The sequence below is a fragment of the Pseudomonas sp. NFACC41-3 genome, assembly GCF_900109505.1.
Lineage (GTDB): Bacteria > Pseudomonadota > Gammaproteobacteria > Pseudomonadales > Pseudomonadaceae > Aquipseudomonas > Aquipseudomonas chlororaphis.
Genome location: NZ_FOAE01000001.1, coordinates 1293920 through 1309831, shown reverse-complemented (window position 1 = coordinate 1309831; position 15912 = coordinate 1293920). Strand labels below are relative to the sequence as shown.

Below are 15912 nucleotides of genomic sequence, written 5' to 3'. Positions count from 1 at the left end.
TGGCAACATGAAATTCGCGCGAAGAAAAAATCGGCAACGGCTGGCGCCGTTGCCGATCGGTGTTACGGGTAGTCAACCCCGGCCTGGATCAGGCTGGACGGCCGATACCGTTGCACACGCTGGCATTGTTCACGCCCTGGGCGCTGGTTGGTGGAATGAAGGCATTGCGAATGGCGGTCTTCCAGGTTGAGGTCAGCGGGATCAGTTTCTTGTCGATGATTGCCTGATCGTTGCTGCTGGCGAAGGTGGCGTTGTAGTGCTTGGTCAGGAAGCTGCGGATCGAGCTGACATCCGCGGTGTCCTTGTAGCACTGGCCGAAGATGAAGTTGGTGTAGCCAACGATCGAGTAGCCGGTAGCCGGGTTAGGCAATACCGGTGCCCACTTGGTCAGGTCGGCACGATCGGCGGCGGTGGACGGAGGCGCAATGGTGCTCAGGGCGGTCTGCACGTTGCCCACGGTTGGCAGCAGGCCGTTGATGCGAGCCACTACAGCGTTGTTGGTGGCGTCGACATCTTCAGGGCCGACATAACCGATGGCGCCGGCGGTGGAAGCCACGGTGCTGGCCACGGCGGCGCTGCCGCTGACGCCGATCCAGGAAGCTGGTTCCGCGCCTGGGTGGGCATTGGCGAAAGTACTGCTGACGGAGGTGAACACCGATGGGCAACGGTTGTTCAGGTGGCGAGTGAGGATTTCCGAGGTACCGCTGCTGCCGGAGCGGTATACCACGCGAACCGGAGTGGTATCGGAGGTGCCGAGTACTTCACCCCAGGTACGGGCGGCTCCGTTGTTGCTCGACAGGGCCAGGCACAGTTGCTCGCTGGTCAGGTTCAGGTTGGTGGTGCCGGCCTTGTTGTAAGGAATGGTCACCGAGGTGGCGGCCGATGGGAATTGCAGCAGTGGGCCCCAGTTGGCAGGATCAGTAGCCGGTACGTCTTGGTGGGCGGTTTTGTAGTTGCTGATTTCAGTGGCGTTGAGAATCGAGTCGCTGCCTGCGTAGTCCACAGTGGTACCGGCTGGCAGGGTGGTGGTCAGCGAACCGATGTTGTTGGTCAGCACGGCAGTCTTGCCGCCACCGCTGCCCACGCCGTAGTAGGTGCCGAAACCAGGAGTCAGTACGCCCGGGGTGTTGTACAGCTGCTCTGGCAGAGTGGCACCGCCACCCACAACAGCCGCCATCGATTGGGCCGAAGCCAGAGCCGCTACGGCCATGGAAGCTGCGATCATAGTGCGCTTAAACATGAAGAATCTCCTTTCGTCGTGTGTATACGGAGGTCAATGGTTCTTGCATGACGCCATGGCGCTCAGATCCTCTGCCCTGCTCTGAGAGCGTTGTGCGGGGTGAGGCCATGGGGAAGAAGTTCGCAGTTTCCGGTGACAGATAAAGGAAAAAACCTCGGGAGAAAGCGCTTGATTTTCAAAAACTTTCTCGGGTGTTCGAGGGCCCTGGCACGGGCTTTTCGACGCAGGTGACAGCGAGGTGTCGCGGGGCCTTTTGCCAGCTTTTGGCCAGGCGCGGCGCGGGTCTTGGCTTGGGGGCGCTGGGGGTGGTTGTGCATGACAGAACGAGGAACCCGAGTTCTGCGGATGTGCCGCTCGGGTGGTGAGGACTAGGCGAAAAAAATCTCCGGACTGACGCTATCCCCTGTAGGAGCGAGCTTGCTCGCGATGGTCGTGAACCTTGACGCGGTTCTTGCCGAAACATCGCGTTGTCTTGAGTCTTTTCGCGAGCAAGCTCGCTCCTACAGAAAAGCGAGCCGGCAATCGATGTCGTTACTGCACCAGCTGGTTGATCTCGATGATCGGCAGCAGCACCGCCATGACAATCACCAGCACCACCCCGCCCATGACCACGATCATCAGCGGCTCTAACAAGGCGGTCATGCCCATGGCGCGGCGTTCGATGTCGCGGGACAGGGTTTGCGCGGCGCGTTCGAGCATGGGTGGCAGGGCGCCGGTTTTTTCGCCGCTGGCGATCAGGTGGATCAGCACCGGCGGGAAGACTTTCTCCACCCGTAGCGCGGCGGCCAGGTTGACGCCTTCGCGGACCTTGGCGGTGGCGTCGCTGACGCTCTGGCTCAGGCGGTCGTTGGACAGGGTCTGGCGCGCCGCTTCCAGGGCGCGCAGCAGCGGCACCCCTGCTCCGCCGAGGATCGCCAGGGTCGAGGCAAAGCGCGCGGTGTTCAGGCCCAGCACGAAGCGCCCGATCAGCGGCAGGCGCAGCACCCGGCTGTGCCAGTTCAAGCGGGCCTGGGGATTGCGCAGATACATACGCCAGCTCCAGAAACCGCCCGCCAGCACGCCGAAACACAACCAGCCCCAGGCGCGGATGAAGTCACTGGCGTTGAGCATCGCCAGGGTCAGCCCCGGCAGGTCCTGGCGTGCCTGGGAGAAGGCGCTGACCACCTGCGGCACCACGTAGCTGAGCAGGAAGATCACGATGCCCACCGAGACCAGCCCGACCACGCCAGGGTAGATAAAGGCGGTGAGGATCTTGCCGCGCAGGGTGTTGCGTTCTTCGATGTAGTCAGCCAGGCGCTCCATGACCTGGGCCAGGTCGCCCGACTCTTCGCCGGCGGCGATCAGCGCCCGGTAGATATCCGGAAAGTCCCGCGGCCGCGCCGCCAGGGCTTCGGCCAGGCGCATGCCACTGCGCACATCGGCGCGCACCGCGCTGAGGGTGTGGGCGATGTGTTTTTTTTCCGCTTGTTCGACCGTGGCACTCAGCGCCGCCTCCAGCGGCAGGCTGGCGCCCAGCAGGCTGGCCAGCTGGCGGGTGGCCCAGGCCAGGTCGTTGTCCGACAGCTTGGCGCTGAACAAGCCGCCGCCACCGGCCTTGGGCGTGTTGCTCTCGACCTGCACCATCAGCGCCGTCAGCCCGCGGCTGCGCAGCACGCCGAAAGCGGCGCTCTGGCTGTCGGCTTCCAGGTGCCCGGACTCGATCTTGCCGAGGGCGTCGGCGGCTTCGTAGCGATAGCGGTTCATCAGGCGTCCCGGGTTACGCGCAGGATTTCTTCAGGGGCGGTGGCGCCGCTGCGCACCCAGCGCTCGCCGTCCTCGCGCATGCTGAACATCCCGGCGCGCCGCGCGGCGGCGCGCAACGCCTGCTCGTCGGCGCCCTGGTGGATCAGGCTGCGAATGTCATCGTCGATGCAGAACAGCTCGTGGATGCCGGTCCGCCCGCTGTAGCCGACCTGGTTGCAGGCCGGGCAACCCACCGGGCGCCAGGTGCCGGGGGCGGTCGGGTCTTCTTCCTTGCAGTGCGGGCACAGCCGTCGCACCAGGCGCTGGGCCAGCACGCCGAGCATCGACGAGGCCAGCAGGAACGGCTCGACGCCCATGTCGATCAGGCGGTTGACCGCCGACACCGCGTCGTTGGTGTGCAGGGTCGCCAGCACCAGGTGGCCGGTGAGCGAAGCCTGCACGGCGATCTGCGCGGTTTCCAGGTCGCGGATCTCGCCGATCATGATGATGTCCGGGTCCTGGCGCAGGATCGCGCGCAGGGCCAGGGCGAAGGTCATGTCGATCTTGGCGTTGACCTGGATCTGGCTGATCCCCGGCAGGTCGTACTCCACCGGGTCCTCGACGGTGAGGATATTGCTGGTGCTGGCGTCCAGCCGCGCCAGGGCGGCATAGAGGCTGGTGGTCTTGCCGCTGCCGGTGGGGCCGGTGACCAGCACGATGCCGTGGGGCTGGCGGATCAGGTGGTCGAGCTTGCCCAGCACCTGCGGGTCCATGCCTAAGGTTTCCAGTTGCAGGCGCCCGGCCTGTTTGTCCAGCAGACGCATCACCACCCGTTCGCCGTGGCCGGTGGGCACCGTGGAGACACGGATATCGATGGGCCGCCCGGCCACGCGCAAGGCGATGCGGCCGTCCTGGGGCAGGCGTTTTTCGGCGATGTCGAGTTGGGCCATGATCTTGATCCGCGACACCAGCGCGCCGTGCAGGGCTTTGCGCGGCGAGACCACGTCGCGCAGCGTGCCGTCGACCCGGTAGCGCACCACCGAATGGCTTTCATAGGGCTCGATATGGATATCGCTGGCCTCGTCCCGCGCGGCCTGGGTCAGCAAGGCGTTGATCATGCGGATCACCGGCGCGCCGTCCTGGGTGTCCAAGAGGTCGGTGATTTCCGGGATGTCCTGCATCAGGCGGTCGAGGTCGACCTCGTTCTCGGCGGCGCCGACCACCGCGGCGGCACTGCCGGTGTCGGAATAGGCGCTGGCCAGCAGGCCGTCGAGTTCTTCGTCGCGCACCCGCTCCAGCCGCGCCGGGCCGAACTGGCGGCGCGCTTCGCTGATCGACCAGCCGGGGGTCGAGGGGCAGACCAGGAGTACGGCGCCCTCCTCGCCATGGCGCAGGAGGATGCGTTGGGATTTGGCCCAGGCGTAAGGGAGTTGGGGGGTCATGGGAGTAACTCCGGGGCTTGGCCTGGGCTGTGTACAGATCCGGTGCTGCGGTAACGGCGGCTTAGGGGTTCGTTTTTACAGCGGGGTCGGGGTACATATCCGTTACTTCGGTCACGGCTGCTGGCGGTTTCGCCCTTACGGCGAGTCACTTTGAAGAGCCCAAAGTAACCAAAGGCTCTTGCCCCAAGCGTCCGGTCCTCGCTAAGGCTCGGATTCCCTCGCTCCGGTCCTGCTCCGTGGGCCGCCGCCACAGGCCATCCATGGCCTGGGGCGGCTAACCCGGCATCCCTGCCGGGTTGCCCACTGCGCAGAACCTCCACTCGGCCTCCCGACGGGGCAAGAAAATCAAAAACAACGCGAGGCGACCTACCGGTCGGCCTGTCTGAGAACACGTTCCCTGTAGCCGCTGCCGCAGGCTGCGATCGGCTGCGAAGCAGACGCAAAACCATGCGCCTCGATCTGCCTGATACATCGCGTCGTCGGGTTTGGCGTGCGCTGCGCGCCCGATCGCAGCCTGCGGCAGCGGCTACAAGAGGCGCGTAAAACGTGCTTGGCTTTAGCTGTTGCTGTTGCTGTTGCTGTTGCTTTTGATCTTGCCTTTGATCCACCCGCCCCTTTCCCAGAGGCCGAACGCAGGCGTTGCGCAGGGGGTAGCGCGGCAGGGATGCCGCGCTAGCCGCCCCAGGCCATGGATGGCCTGTGGCGGCGGGCCCCCGGAGCAATGCCGGAGTGAGGGTACCCCGAGCCTTAGCGAGGGGCCGAATGGAGGGGCGAGACTTTTTGGTTACTTTTGGGGCGTTTGCCAAAAGTGACCCGCCGTAAGGGCGGAACCCTAAGTGGCCGTTACCGCAGTAACGGATATGTACCCCGCCCCCGCTGTAAAAGCGAAACCCTAAGCCGCCATAACCGCAGCAACGGATATCCCCCCCATCACCCAGCGCACCAGACGCCGAGCGTGTAAACGCAACAGGCGCACTCATTGCACCGGCACCGCCCTGATCCTCGCCCTCGGCACCTGACCCGAATTCGGCGCTGGCACCGACACCGGCACAACCCCCGGCACCCCCTGCTCCGCCGTCGGCAATTGCGGCGCCTGCATGTCTGGCATGGCCCAGCTGCGGTCCGGCTGCAGGCCGCCCTGGGCGCGGCGCATGAAGTCGTAGCGGTTGAGGGTAATGCTGCGCCCCGCGGCGCTGTCGCGAATGATGTAGGGCCGCAGGAACACCATCAGGTTGGTCTTGTTGGTCGAGCGGCTTTCGTTGCGAAACAGCGCGCCGATCCCGGGGATAGTCGACAGCCACGGCACCGCGTTGTTGCTCTGGCTGTAGCCGTCCTGCAGCAGGCCGCCGAGGACCATGATCTGGCCGTCGTCGAGCAGGATGCTGGTGTCGATCGCCCGTTTGTTGGTCACGGTGCCGGCCTGCACCGAGGCGCGCTGGTCGACGCTGCTGACCTCCTGATAGATGTCGAGCTTGACCGTGCCGCCCTCGGAAATCTGTGGTCGCACATTCAGCTTCAGGCCGACTTCTTCGCGCTGCACGGTCTGGAACGGGTTGTTGCTGTCGCCGCCACCGCCGGTGACGTAGCTGCCGGTGACGAAGGGAATGGTCTGGCCGACGAAGATGCTCGCCGCTTCGTTGTCCAGGGTCAGCAGGTTCGGGGTCGACAGCACGTTGTTCCCGCCCTTGCTCTTCAGGGCCCGGGCCAGCACCTTGAGGTCGAGGATCTTGCCGATCCCGGGGATGTCCACGGTGCCGTTGACCAGGCCGACGTTGAGGCCCTGGGGCAGCACGTCGAGGCTTGTCTTGCCGTTGAGGTTGAGGCCGCTGCCGCCCAGGTTGGCGCCGCCGATGACGCCGCTGCCACCGAGATTGCCGGTCTGCCACTGCACGCCGAATTCGGCGGCGTCGTCTTCGTTGACTTCGACGATCAGGCTTTCGATCACCACCTGGGCGCGACGCTGGTCGAGCATGTCGATGACTTCGCGCAGGTTGCGGTACAGCGGTTCCGGCGCGGAAATCAGCAAGGTGTTGGTGGTGGCATCGGCCTGGATGGTCACGCCGCCGGCGCTGAAGGCGGTGTTCTGCTCGGAGGCCTGGGTGCCGCCCTGGCTGCTGGAACTGCCGCCCTGGGCATAACCGCTGCCGGAACTGCTGCCGCCGAGGCTGGAGCTGCCACTGGTGGAACCGCCGCTGCCGCTCTGGCCGCTGCTGGAACTGCCGCCCTGGCTCATGCCGCCCATGCTGCCGAGCATGGCCCGCGCGTTGTCGCCGGTGCCGCTGTCGCTCTCGCCGGTGAGCAGGCCGCGCAGGGCCTGGGCCAGCTTGCCGGCCTGGGCGTTGCGCAGGTACACCACGTGCAGGTTGCTCGGGTTGCTCTGGGCGTTGTCCAGCTTGTAGATCAGGTTGCGCGCAAGCTCGGTGCGCTCGGGGCTGCCGGTGCGGATGATGATCGAGTTGGAACGCGGGTCGCCGACCACGCTGACCTTCTGGGTCGGGTCGGCGCCCTGGGTTTCCAGCAGCTCGGAGACCATGCCGGCGATGTCCACGGCGATGCCGTTCTGCACCGGCACCACGTCGGTGTCCAGGGCGCTGGGAATGTCGATGCCTTCGATGATCTGCGCCACCCGGGTGAGGTTCTCGGCGTAGTCGGTGATGACGATGCTGTTGTTGCCCGGGTAGGCGTTGATCGGGTTGTTCGGCGACACGATCGGGCGCAGCACCGGGATCAGGTTCACCGCGTTTTCGTATTGCAGGCGGAAGGTGCGGGTCAGCATGCCGTTGGCCGACGGCTTGCCGGCGTTGTAGATCGGCCCGCCGAGCAGCTTGGCGTCGGCCTCCGGTACCACCTGGGCCACGCCGCCGACGTCCACCACGCTGAAACCCTGCATGCGCAGGGCCGCCAGCAGCATGTCGTAGGCCTGGTGGGCCGGCACTTCGCCTTCGCTGACCAGGGTCAGGTTGCCCTTGACCCGCGGGTCCACCAGGAACTGCTGGCCGGTGGAACGCGCCAGCGCCCGGACCACGGCCTGGATATCGACGTCGACGAAATTCAGGCGCACCGGCTGGTCGCCCAGGGGATTGCGCACCACGGTGCCGCTGGCGGCGGGAGCACCGGGCGCGCGTCCCGCACGGCTGATCGGATGCTGGAATTTGGGACGCTGGGTCTGTTGCGCCTGGGCCCGCTCCCGCTCGGCCACCACATCGCCGCCACTGCGATTGGTCTCGCCCAGGGGCCGTCCCAGTTCGCTGTCCACCAGCAACGGTGGCTGTGGCTCCTGGTTGTGACTGCACGCCGCCAGCGCCAGGGCCAGCGGCCCCAGCAGGAGCAAGGGCAGCGCCTTGCGCGATTGGCGGGCGTAAAAAGAACCTGACCACTTCATGAAGCTTCCTTAGCGCCAAGCGCCTGATCCATGCGAACGGTTCCGGACAGTTTGCCTGCCGTGCCATCGATGTCGGCCGGCCCCGCGCGTTGCAGGCGGGCCTCCATCACTTCCAGGGAGAACTGCCGGGGATTGCCCAGCAGCCAACCGACCACGGCATCCGCCGGGGCCTCTTGAAAACTCAAGTGCCAGGCCTGGGACTCGCCCTCGCCCGCCAGCTGCAACTGGTACAGCCCCTGCAGGCCGGCGGCATCCAGGGTCTGGCGCAAGGACTGCTCCAGGCTCTGCCCCGGCTCGCCGCCACGGGGCCCGCCGGCCTGGTGCAGCACCAGCTCCAGGGCTTCGGACTGGGAGCGCAGCTTGGGGATCTCGGCCTGCCAGTAATCGATCTTCTTCAGCGCCGGCTCGATCAGCACCAGCCACACCAGCAGGCCGCCCAGCACCACCGCCGCGCCGGCCAGCAGGCGTTTCTCGCGCAGGGCCAAACCGCTCCAGTACAGCTGTGCCTGGGCGGCCTGGCGCTGCCAGCGCTGGCGGTAATGGCTGAGGCTCAGCTTATTCATCCTCGTCTTCCTCGCTGTCGTCGGCTTCCATCGGCACCCCGCCGGTCGCCATGCCTGTGGCGGCGCGCAGGGTCCAGCCCTGGTCGCCGGGGCTGGCTTCGAGCCCGGCCTGGGTCAGCAGGCCCTGCCAGCCGCTGTCGGGCGCAGGGACACGGGTGTCGCTGAGCAGGCTCAGTTGCAATTCGCCGTTCTGATAGTTCAAACGCTCGACCCCGCCGATCACGAAGGGCATGGCATTGCTGGCCTGCAGCACCAGGCTGTTGAAGCTGTACGGAGCGTCGCCGCTGGCCCCGCTCTGCCGCGCCGCCAGTTGCTGGCGCGCCTGTTGCAGGGGGTTGAGGATCACCGGCAATTCCGGGAACACCTGCTGCACCCGTTGGCTCATCTGCGCCTTGAGCTGCTGGCCCTGGGCCGCCTGGCGCGCGGCGTACAGGTTCAGGCCCAGGGTCCAGACCAGCAGCGCCACCGCGCACAGCGCCGCGGCACGGCCCCAGCCCTGCTGGCGAGCGCTGTTGTCCTGCACCCCGCCGTGCAGGCCCCAGTCGGGTGCCTGGCCGGTCCAGCGGCAGCTGTCCGGCAGTTGCTCCAGGGCCGCTGGCGGGGCCGCCTCGCCTATCCATTGCAGCCCGGCACCGTTGGCCAGCAACACCTGCAAGGCGTCTTCGGGTAGCGGTTGCACACTGCCCTGCCGCGGGCTATGGCGCAGCAACAGGTGCTGGTCCTGCAGGCAGGCGGTCAACTGGCCCGCCGCCGGCACCGGCAAGGCATAGGGCGCCGGGTACAGGCCGCGCAGTTTCAGGCCGGCCTGCTCCAGCACCTGGCCGAGCCGCGCCAGCGCCTCGCGCGGCAACCAGCTGATGTGCACCTGGCCGTCGCCGTCGCGCGGGCTGTGGGCCACGTACAGGCTGTCGCTGTGGCCGAGAATCAGCGCCTGGGCGGCACAGGCCACCGCCGCGCTGACCTTGGCCGGCGCCAGGGCCGGCAGCTCGATACTCGCCAGCAGGCTGTCCTCGGGGTGCAGGAAACACTCCACCGCCGGCGCCTTGGGCATCTGCCCCAGTTGCATCAGGCTGGCTTCGCCGGCTTCCTTGACCTGGCCGTCCTTGACCTGGAGCCGGGCAAAGCTCACCCGGCTCTCGGCCGTCAGTGTGTGCAAGGGCGGCAGGCTGACGCGCAAACGGCTCATACGCCCACCCGCGACCAGATCACCCGCGGCATGTTGTCTTCGCTGCGGTGCAGCAAGGCCAGCAGCTTGACCCGGCGCCGCTCGCCGCGGGCCTGGCCTTGCAGGCGGAACCATTCGCTGGTGATGCCGACCCGCACCGCGTCCGCCGGTACGTGCGGCATGCGCAGGCGGTTGATGAAGTCACCCTGATTGATGAACCACTGGCCGCTGTCGCGCTCGGCGATCAGCGCCTTGGCCCGTGGCAGTGCCAGCCCCGGCACGGTCGCGGCGAGTACTTCGGCGCTGGCGGTGTTGCCGTTGACCCAGGTATTGGCCGGCAGGATGGTGACAAAGGGTTGCAGGCGCGCCAGCAGCTTTTCGTCGACGCCGTTCACCCCCAGCAGGTCGTCGAGACTGCGCAGCATCGGTTGCTTGGCCAACAGCGGTTTGCGCGCGGCCTCGGGCGAAGTGTCGCGGCCGCTGTGGAAACCGCTATTGGCCGGCGCCGCCGTGCCTTCCGGGCTCAACTGCCGTGGGTAGGAAGCGATCACCCGCTGGCTGATGCGCTGGCCCAGGGTCGCGTTGACCCCGAGCAGCTCGCACAGGCGCTGGAAATTCTCTATCTGCAACGGGTCGAGCCGGTCGTTGGCCAGCAGGTTGCGCAGGTTGAACTTGCTCTGCTCGTCCTCCAGCCGCCCCTCGAACGGCCCGGCGCCCGGGCCCAGGGCCGCGAGCTGGATCGGCCGCGCCCAGTTCTGGTCGAGGCGGGTCAGCACGTCGCGCTGGCGGTCTTCCCACAGGCGCTGGCGGCTGACTTCCATGCCGCCCTGCAGCTGCCAGCTGCCCTGGACCCGCAGCTGCTCGCTTTCCAGCCCACGGGTGAACAGGGTCTGGCGGGTCAGCATGCCGCCGGCGATCACCGCCACCACGGCGGCGATCAACAAGGCGCTGATAATGGCCATGCCACGCTGTTTCGCCGCTGTCGGCGAACGGGCTGTCATGGCGGCGCTTACAGCTGCCAGGAGCCGATATCGGCATTCACGCCGTCACCGTCTGGCTGGCCGTCGGCCCCCAGGGAGAACACATCCACTTCGCCGTTGGCCCCCGGGTTCAGGTAATGGTAAGGACGGCCCCAGGGGTCGTTGGGCAGGCGTTCCAGGTAGGAGCGCCAGTTGCTGTTCTTGGCATCCGCCGGGCGTTCCACCAGCACTTTCAGGCCCTGGTTCATGCTCGGGTAGGTGCCGTGGTCGAGGCGATAGAGCTTGAGGGCCTGCATCAGCCCGCCGATGTCCTGCTTGGCCGCGGTGGCCCGGGCCTGGTCCGGACGGTCGAGTACCTTGGGCACCACCATCGCGGCGAGGATCCCGAGAATGACCACCACCACCATGATCTCGATCAGGGTGAAACCGCCCTGTCCGCGTGGGCGGCGGGGCTGGCGACGGGGCTGACAGCAGGATCCGGGGTGTGACGTGAAGCGCACGACATCCATCTCGACGTTCCTTGGCTTGATTTCGATTCGTCGCGCAGTGTTGCAAGAAAATATGTCAGTGATATTGACGTTGCTCGGGAGTGACCGTCGCCAATCGGTCAAATTTGCCATGTAGCCTGCAAGCCTCCATTTGCGCCACGAGACGTCCATGCCGCGGCCCCGCCAGCCACTACTCAAACCACCCGCCGGACCGCCAGCCGCTAAACAGCGGGGTTTCACCCTGATCGAGGTGCTGGTGGCGCTGGCGATCATCGCCGTGGCCATGTCGGCGGCGATCCGCGTGGCCGGCTTGATGACCCAGAGCAATGGCTTGCTGCGGGATAGATCCATCGCTCTGCTGGCGGCCCAGTCGCGCCTGGCGGAACTGCGCCTGGAAGGCCGCCTGCCGCCCGGGACCAAGAACATCGAGTGCGACCAGGGCCGGCTCAAGCTGCGTTGCGAACAGAACATCGCGCCCAGCCCCGACCCACGGTTGTCCCGGGTCAGCGTGCGGGTCCTCGACCGCAGCCGCGAGGCCCCGCCCCTGGCGCGCCTGGACACCCTGGTCGCGCGCGCACCGAAAAACCCCAATCGTTAAGGAATAACCCTGTAGGAGCGAGCTTGCTCGCGATGGACGTTAACGATAATGCGTGTTGAGTGGATGAACGCGGCGTTCTCGGGTCCATCGCGAGCAAGCTCGCTCCTACAGGGGACTCCGCTAGGCATCGCCTGCGTAGCGCCGAAGGCTCCAGCGTGCAGCCACTTGTCGTACAGAGCCATCACTGCCGGGTCAGCACCGGCAGCGCCGGGCTTTCCGGCAACTTGCTGACATCCAGCCGCGAGCGCTCGCCAGCGCGCTCGATCACCACCCCGTCGCCCTCGATGGCCACCAGTTGCACGCCCTGGGCCAGGCGCTCGCCCACCAGGAAGCTGCGCGGCGGCGCATCGTTGAGGCTGAGGATCGCCACCGCGCCGCGGGGGCTGGCCATCAGCCCGGTGACCTTGATGTCCAGCGCCAGCGGCTGGTTGGAAAACCACTGCTGCGCCGGGCTCTGGGCCTGGGCGGCCAGGGCTTGCGGCGGCGCCTGCGGGGTGCGCGACTCGGCGGGGGTCAGCAGCAGCGACGACCAGGTCGCCACCCCGGCCACGATCGCCAGCAGGGCCACGGACTGCACCAGCTGCGGCGGGGAAAATCGATGGACGAATGCCATGGCAAGGACCTCCTGTTTGTCCGTCTTCGCAGCCTAGCGCGCAATGGTCACGTTTTTATTTCACATTCGCCGGGCAGGATGAAAACCGACGCACAGGAGCGCGCCCCATGACCCCATCCCGACAACAGGGCTTCACCCTGATCGAGCTGATGGTGGTGCTGGTGATCATCGGGATCGCCAGCGCCGCCATCAGCCTGAGCATCCGCCCCGACCCGCTGCAGGGCCTGCGCAAGGATGCCGAGCGCCTGGCGCAGTTGCTCCAGGTGGCCCAGGCCGAGGCGCGCGTGGATGGCCGGCCCATCAGCTGGCGGGCGGATGCCAAGGGTTTCGCCTTCAGCCGGCCCAGCGACGACGGCCGCGGCCTCGATCAGTTCAAGGACGACCCGCAACTGCGCCCGCGGCCCTGGGAAAGCCCGACGATCAAAGTGCGCATCGAGCCCGGCCCGCGGCTGGTGCTCAACGCCGAATGGATAGACGCGCCGCTGCAGGTGCAACTGTCCGACGGCCGGCACAGCCTGACGGTGCAACGCACCGCCACAGGCCAGGTCCGGGTGGTGGCGCAGCCATGAGGGCGCGGACCAACCAGCGCCAAGGCGGCTTTACCCTGATCGAGGTGATGGTGGCGATCCTGCTGATGGCGGTGGTCAGCGTGATCGCCTGGCGCGGGCTGGACAGCGTCAGCCGGGCCGACAGCCATTTGCAGGCCAGCAGCGAGCAGACCGAGGAGCTGCTGCGCACCCTGCACCAGCTGGAACGGGACGTGGCGCTGCGGGCCAGTGTCGAACTGATGGAGCCGGTGCCGGCCGGGGCCGATGCCGAAGTCGTCGATGTGCCGGCGGCCCTCACCGTGCGCAGCGCCGACAGCGGCACCTTCCGCCTGGATGTGATCCGCAGCTCGGCGACACCCGGCGAGGGCCTGCAACGGGTGCGCTGGTGGCTCAAGGGCGACACCCTGTACCGCGCGGCGGCGCCGGCCCGCGATCGTTATCCGCTGCCCGCGCCGAAAAACGGCGTGGCGGTGCTGGAGCATGTCAGCGACTTGCAACTGCGGGTCTGGGACCGGGACAAGGGCTGGCGCCAGCTCAGCGGCAACCGCAAGGAAAACCCGCCGGGCCTGGAGATCCGCCTGGTGCGGCAGACGCCCCAGGGCGAAGAGCGTTACCGCCAGGTGCTGGGACCGTTGGAATGATTACCGCGTCGAGCTGGACGCCGCACCTGTAGCCGCTGCCGAGCCCGCGAGGCTGCGAACGGCTGCGCAGCAGCCGCAAACCAGGCAACCCGTTCTTCCCGACAAACCGCGTACACAGGTTTTGCGAGGACTTCGTCGGAATGCCGCCCACCTCGATCGCAGCCTCGCTGCGCTCGGCAGCGGCTACAACGGCAACGCACGTTAACGCAGCGGCCACGGGGAATTTGGGTCGACGGCGATTCTGCAGGGGCGAGGCTTGCCCGCGATCCAGACAACGCGGTTGGCCGGAACGGACGCTATCGCGAGCCAGCTCCACGCCTACCGGCTTTGTGCTTCAACTCAACAACACCACGCCGCCCGGCAATTCGGTGCATTTGGCGCCGTAGGCGTCGCGGATCAGCAGGGCCACGCCGGCCAGCTGGTTGAGGTTGAAACGCGCCTGCACCTTGCGCTTGCCCAGCTCGGCGTTGAGCAGCACCAGCATGCCCGGGCGGTAGCGGTTGATCTCGTCGATCACCGTGTTGAGGGTGGCGTTGTCGAACACCAGCACCTGTTCGCGCCAGGCGATCACCGCCGTCGGGTCCACCGCCGTCGGCTCGCCGACCTGGCGGTTGTCGTAGGTCAGCTGGCGACCGCTGTCCAGGCGGATCAGCCGGCCGCCGACCTCAACCTGCAGCGCACCATCGATGCAGGTCACGCAGACACTGTGGTTGGTATTGCGTACGTTGAAGCGCGCCTGGGAGGCACTCAACCAGCCGTTGCCGGCCTGGACTCGCACCGGCAGTGCGCTCTGGCTCAACACCTCGACCTCGCCTTCGAGCAGTTCGATGCCCTGCCCGCCGTCGGCCAGCTCGCGCCGGCTGATACGGGTCTGGGTGTTGAGTTCCAGGCTCAGCCCGTCCTCCAGTTCGACCCGGCGCTGCTCGCCGACCGCGGTGCGGTAGTCGGCGCCCAGCCCGGCAAAACCGCCGGGCACCGAGACCCGCACCGCCACCAGGGCCACCGAGGCCGCCAGCGCCCCACCGAGAAAGGCCCGGCGGCCGAAGCGCCGCGGCTGGGTCTGTTGCTGGCAGTGTTCGGCGGCCGGCTTCAGGCGGTGCCACAGCACCTTGGCCTGCTCGAAGGCCTCGGCATGCTGCGGGCTCTGCGCGCACCACTGCTGCAAGGCCCGGGCGTCGGCCGCGGTGGCCCGCCCCGAGGTCAGCAGGAGCAGCCAGTCCTGGGCCTCGTTGCGCAGCCGGTGGTCCGGTGTCGCCCGAGAAGTGGAGATGCTAAAGATGTTCAAGCGTGCGGGTACTCACGGATTAATCGGGGCCTTTAGTGACTAGGACGGTTTTCCGGCGCCGGGACCGAACCGCTGAATCACTTTTCTTTCAAGGCGCGAGGCGCAGTGGCCCAGGGCAGCCTTGATTTCCTTCTCGACCATCCGTGTCGAAATGCCGAAGCGCTGGGAGATTTCCAGGTGCGGCGCCTCCTCCAGGCGCGCGGCGATAAAGATCTTGCGGCGGCGCGCCGGCAGTTCGTAGAGCGCCTTGAGCAGCGACTGGATTTCCTTCTGCCCGCCCACCACCCGCGACGGGTCCAGGGCCTCGTCGCTGACCTGCAGCAGTTCCTCGACCTCGCTGCCGGTGAGCAGCCGGGCATCGGCCTCGCGGCGGTCGGCGGCGATGTTCAGGGCCATGCGATAGAGGTAGGCATTGGGCTGGGCCAGGTTCGGCGGCTCTTCCATGCGGTCGACCCGCAGGTAGGTTTCGTGCAGCACATCGTTGGCCAGATCCTCCGAGCCCAGGCGCCGGCGCAGACGCACCTTGAAGTCGTCGTAGGAGGTCAGGAACAACCTGACCATCGCACTGTGCCCGGTATTCTTCATGCCCCAAAGGCTCCCTGGCGTTGTCTGCAATCCATGCGTTTTCCTGCGCTGTCGGGTATCAGAAGCAAGGTCACTGGCTGGCGCAGCGAACTCGGCGCGGGTCGTTCGACCCAGGTTTCGCTGAGGCTCTGCACCAGCGCCTCGTCGCGCCGCAGATCGCCAGTGGTGGTGACCAGGCGGCTGTGCTCGATACGCCCGCCGCGGTCGATCCACAGTTGCAGCACCGCGCGATAACGCCCTGGCCGGGTCAGTTCCGAACGGCACAGGCCGGCCTCCACCGCGCGTTGCAGGGCACTGGCGAAACTGTCGCTGGCCCAGGCCCCGGCACTGCCGCCCGCCCCCTTGGGGGCAGGCGCATCGCTGAGCTGGGCGACTTGCAAGGTAAAGGCATCGGAACGGGCGTAACGGGCCATCAAACCACTTCCTGTCAGCAGGCGACTCAGGGCATCCCGGGCGCTGTAGCGCCCCTGGACCCGTACCGAGCGACGCCCTCGGGTCAGCTCGCGGTCCACCAGCACCGCCATCCCGGTCGAGCGGCTGAACAGTTCAAGCGCTTCGGCCAGGTCTTGCGCGGCGATGTCCAGGTCCAGCAGCCGGTGCGAATCCACCATCGGCGGCGCGGGTTGCGCCGCCCGCAACCCGCCCGAGGCGGCCAGCGCC

General features: G+C 67.1%; 15 protein-coding genes. 3 read left to right on the top strand and 12 right to left on the bottom strand.

Annotation, left to right across the window (positions count from 1 at the left end; genetic code table 11):
* Positions 1–88: 88 nt before the first annotated feature.
* The 8 genes from BMY68_RS06080 to gspG all read right to left on the bottom strand — a co-directional run bounded on the left by BMY68_RS06080 (position 89) and on the right by gspG (position 11003).
* Entirely contained in the window at positions 89–1240 is a 1152-nt protein-coding gene (locus BMY68_RS06080) for a substrate-binding domain-containing protein (protein ID WP_085531009.1), read from the bottom strand.
* A 531-nt stretch (positions 1241–1771) separates the two neighbouring features.
* On the bottom strand, positions 1772–2983 hold the full coding sequence (gspF, locus tag BMY68_RS06075) for a type II secretion system inner membrane protein GspF (protein ID WP_085531011.1): 1212 nt from the start codon (positions 2981–2983) through the stop codon (positions 1772–1774).
* Positions 2983–4404, bottom strand: coding sequence for a type II secretion system ATPase GspE (gspE, locus tag BMY68_RS06070; RefSeq protein ID WP_085531013.1), 1422 nt, complete (start codon positions 4402–4404; stop codon positions 2983–2985). The genes gspF and gspE overlap by 1 nt, the downstream gene beginning before the upstream one ends.
* A 976-nt stretch (positions 4405–5380) precedes the next feature.
* Complete coding sequence (gene gspD, locus BMY68_RS06060) at positions 5381–7786, bottom strand: type II secretion system secretin GspD (RefSeq protein ID WP_085531015.1); 2406 nt, start codon at positions 7784–7786, stop codon at positions 5381–5383.
* Positions 7783–8349 carry a type II secretion system protein GspM gene (gene gspM / locus BMY68_RS06055; protein ID WP_062825737.1) on the bottom strand — a complete coding sequence of 189 codons (567 nt, stop codon included), beginning with the start codon at positions 8347–8349 and terminating at the stop codon, positions 7783–7785. Before gspM ends, gspD begins: the two co-directional genes overlap by 4 nt.
* Positions 8342–9535 (bottom strand): type II secretion system protein GspL, encoded by a 1194-nt coding sequence (gene gspL / locus BMY68_RS06050; protein ID WP_085531017.1) that lies wholly within the window; start codon positions 9533–9535, stop codon positions 8342–8344. The genes gspM and gspL overlap by 8 nt, the downstream gene beginning before the upstream one ends.
* Positions 9532–10515: a type II secretion system minor pseudopilin GspK gene (gspK, locus tag BMY68_RS06045; protein WP_085531019.1), complete on the bottom strand. Its 984-nt coding sequence runs from the start codon at positions 10513–10515 to the stop codon at positions 9532–9534. The genes gspL and gspK overlap by 4 nt, the downstream gene beginning before the upstream one ends.
* An 8-nt stretch (positions 10516–10523) precedes the next feature.
* The gene (gspG, locus tag BMY68_RS06040) at positions 10524–11003 is read right to left on the bottom strand and encodes a type II secretion system major pseudopilin GspG (protein WP_062825734.1); all 480 of its coding nucleotides are present in this window, start codon (positions 11001–11003) and stop codon (positions 10524–10526) included.
* Between the two features lie 148 nt (positions 11004–11151).
* On the opposite strand from gspG, the gene gspI reads away from it, so the two are divergent.
* The gene (gene gspI / locus BMY68_RS06035) at positions 11152–11580 is read left to right on the top strand and encodes a type II secretion system minor pseudopilin GspI (RefSeq protein WP_085531021.1); all 429 of its coding nucleotides are present in this window, start codon (positions 11152–11154) and stop codon (positions 11578–11580) included.
* Between the two features lie 181 nt (positions 11581–11761).
* Here the strand turns inward: gspI and BMY68_RS06025 are convergent, their stop codons facing one another.
* Positions 11762–12193 (bottom strand): type II secretion system protein N, encoded by a 432-nt coding sequence (locus BMY68_RS06025; RefSeq protein ID WP_085531025.1) that lies wholly within the window; start codon positions 12191–12193, stop codon positions 11762–11764.
* A 107-nt stretch (positions 12194–12300) separates the two neighbouring features.
* On the opposite strand from BMY68_RS06025, the gene gspH reads away from it, so the two are divergent.
* Both gspH and BMY68_RS06015 read left to right on the top strand, forming a co-directional pair.
* On the top strand, positions 12301–12762 hold the full coding sequence (gene gspH / locus BMY68_RS06020) for a type II secretion system minor pseudopilin GspH (protein ID WP_085531027.1): 462 nt from the start codon (positions 12301–12303) through the stop codon (positions 12760–12762).
* Positions 12759–13382 (top strand): type II secretion system protein GspJ, encoded by a 624-nt coding sequence (locus BMY68_RS06015; RefSeq protein WP_085531029.1) that lies wholly within the window; start codon positions 12759–12761, stop codon positions 13380–13382. Before gspH ends, BMY68_RS06015 begins: the two co-directional genes overlap by 4 nt.
* A gap of 334 nt (positions 13383–13716) precedes the next feature.
* Here the strand turns inward: BMY68_RS06015 and BMY68_RS06010 are convergent, their stop codons facing one another.
* From BMY68_RS06010 to BMY68_RS06000, 3 genes are read right to left on the bottom strand one after another with little or no spacing between them, the layout of a single operon-like run.
* On the bottom strand, positions 13717–14667 hold the full coding sequence (locus BMY68_RS06010; protein ID WP_085531031.1) for a FecR family protein: 951 nt from the start codon (positions 14665–14667) through the stop codon (positions 13717–13719).
* Positions 14668–14706: 39 nt separating this feature from the next.
* On the bottom strand, positions 14707–15252 hold the full coding sequence (locus BMY68_RS06005; protein ID WP_009043644.1) for an RNA polymerase sigma factor: 546 nt from the start codon (positions 15250–15252) through the stop codon (positions 14707–14709).
* Positions 15249–15863 carry an STN domain-containing protein gene (locus BMY68_RS06000; RefSeq protein ID WP_085531575.1) on the bottom strand — a complete coding sequence of 205 codons (615 nt, stop codon included), beginning with the start codon at positions 15861–15863 and terminating at the stop codon, positions 15249–15251. The genes BMY68_RS06005 and BMY68_RS06000 overlap by 4 nt, the downstream gene beginning before the upstream one ends.
* Between the last annotated feature and the right edge of the window lie 49 nt (positions 15864–15912).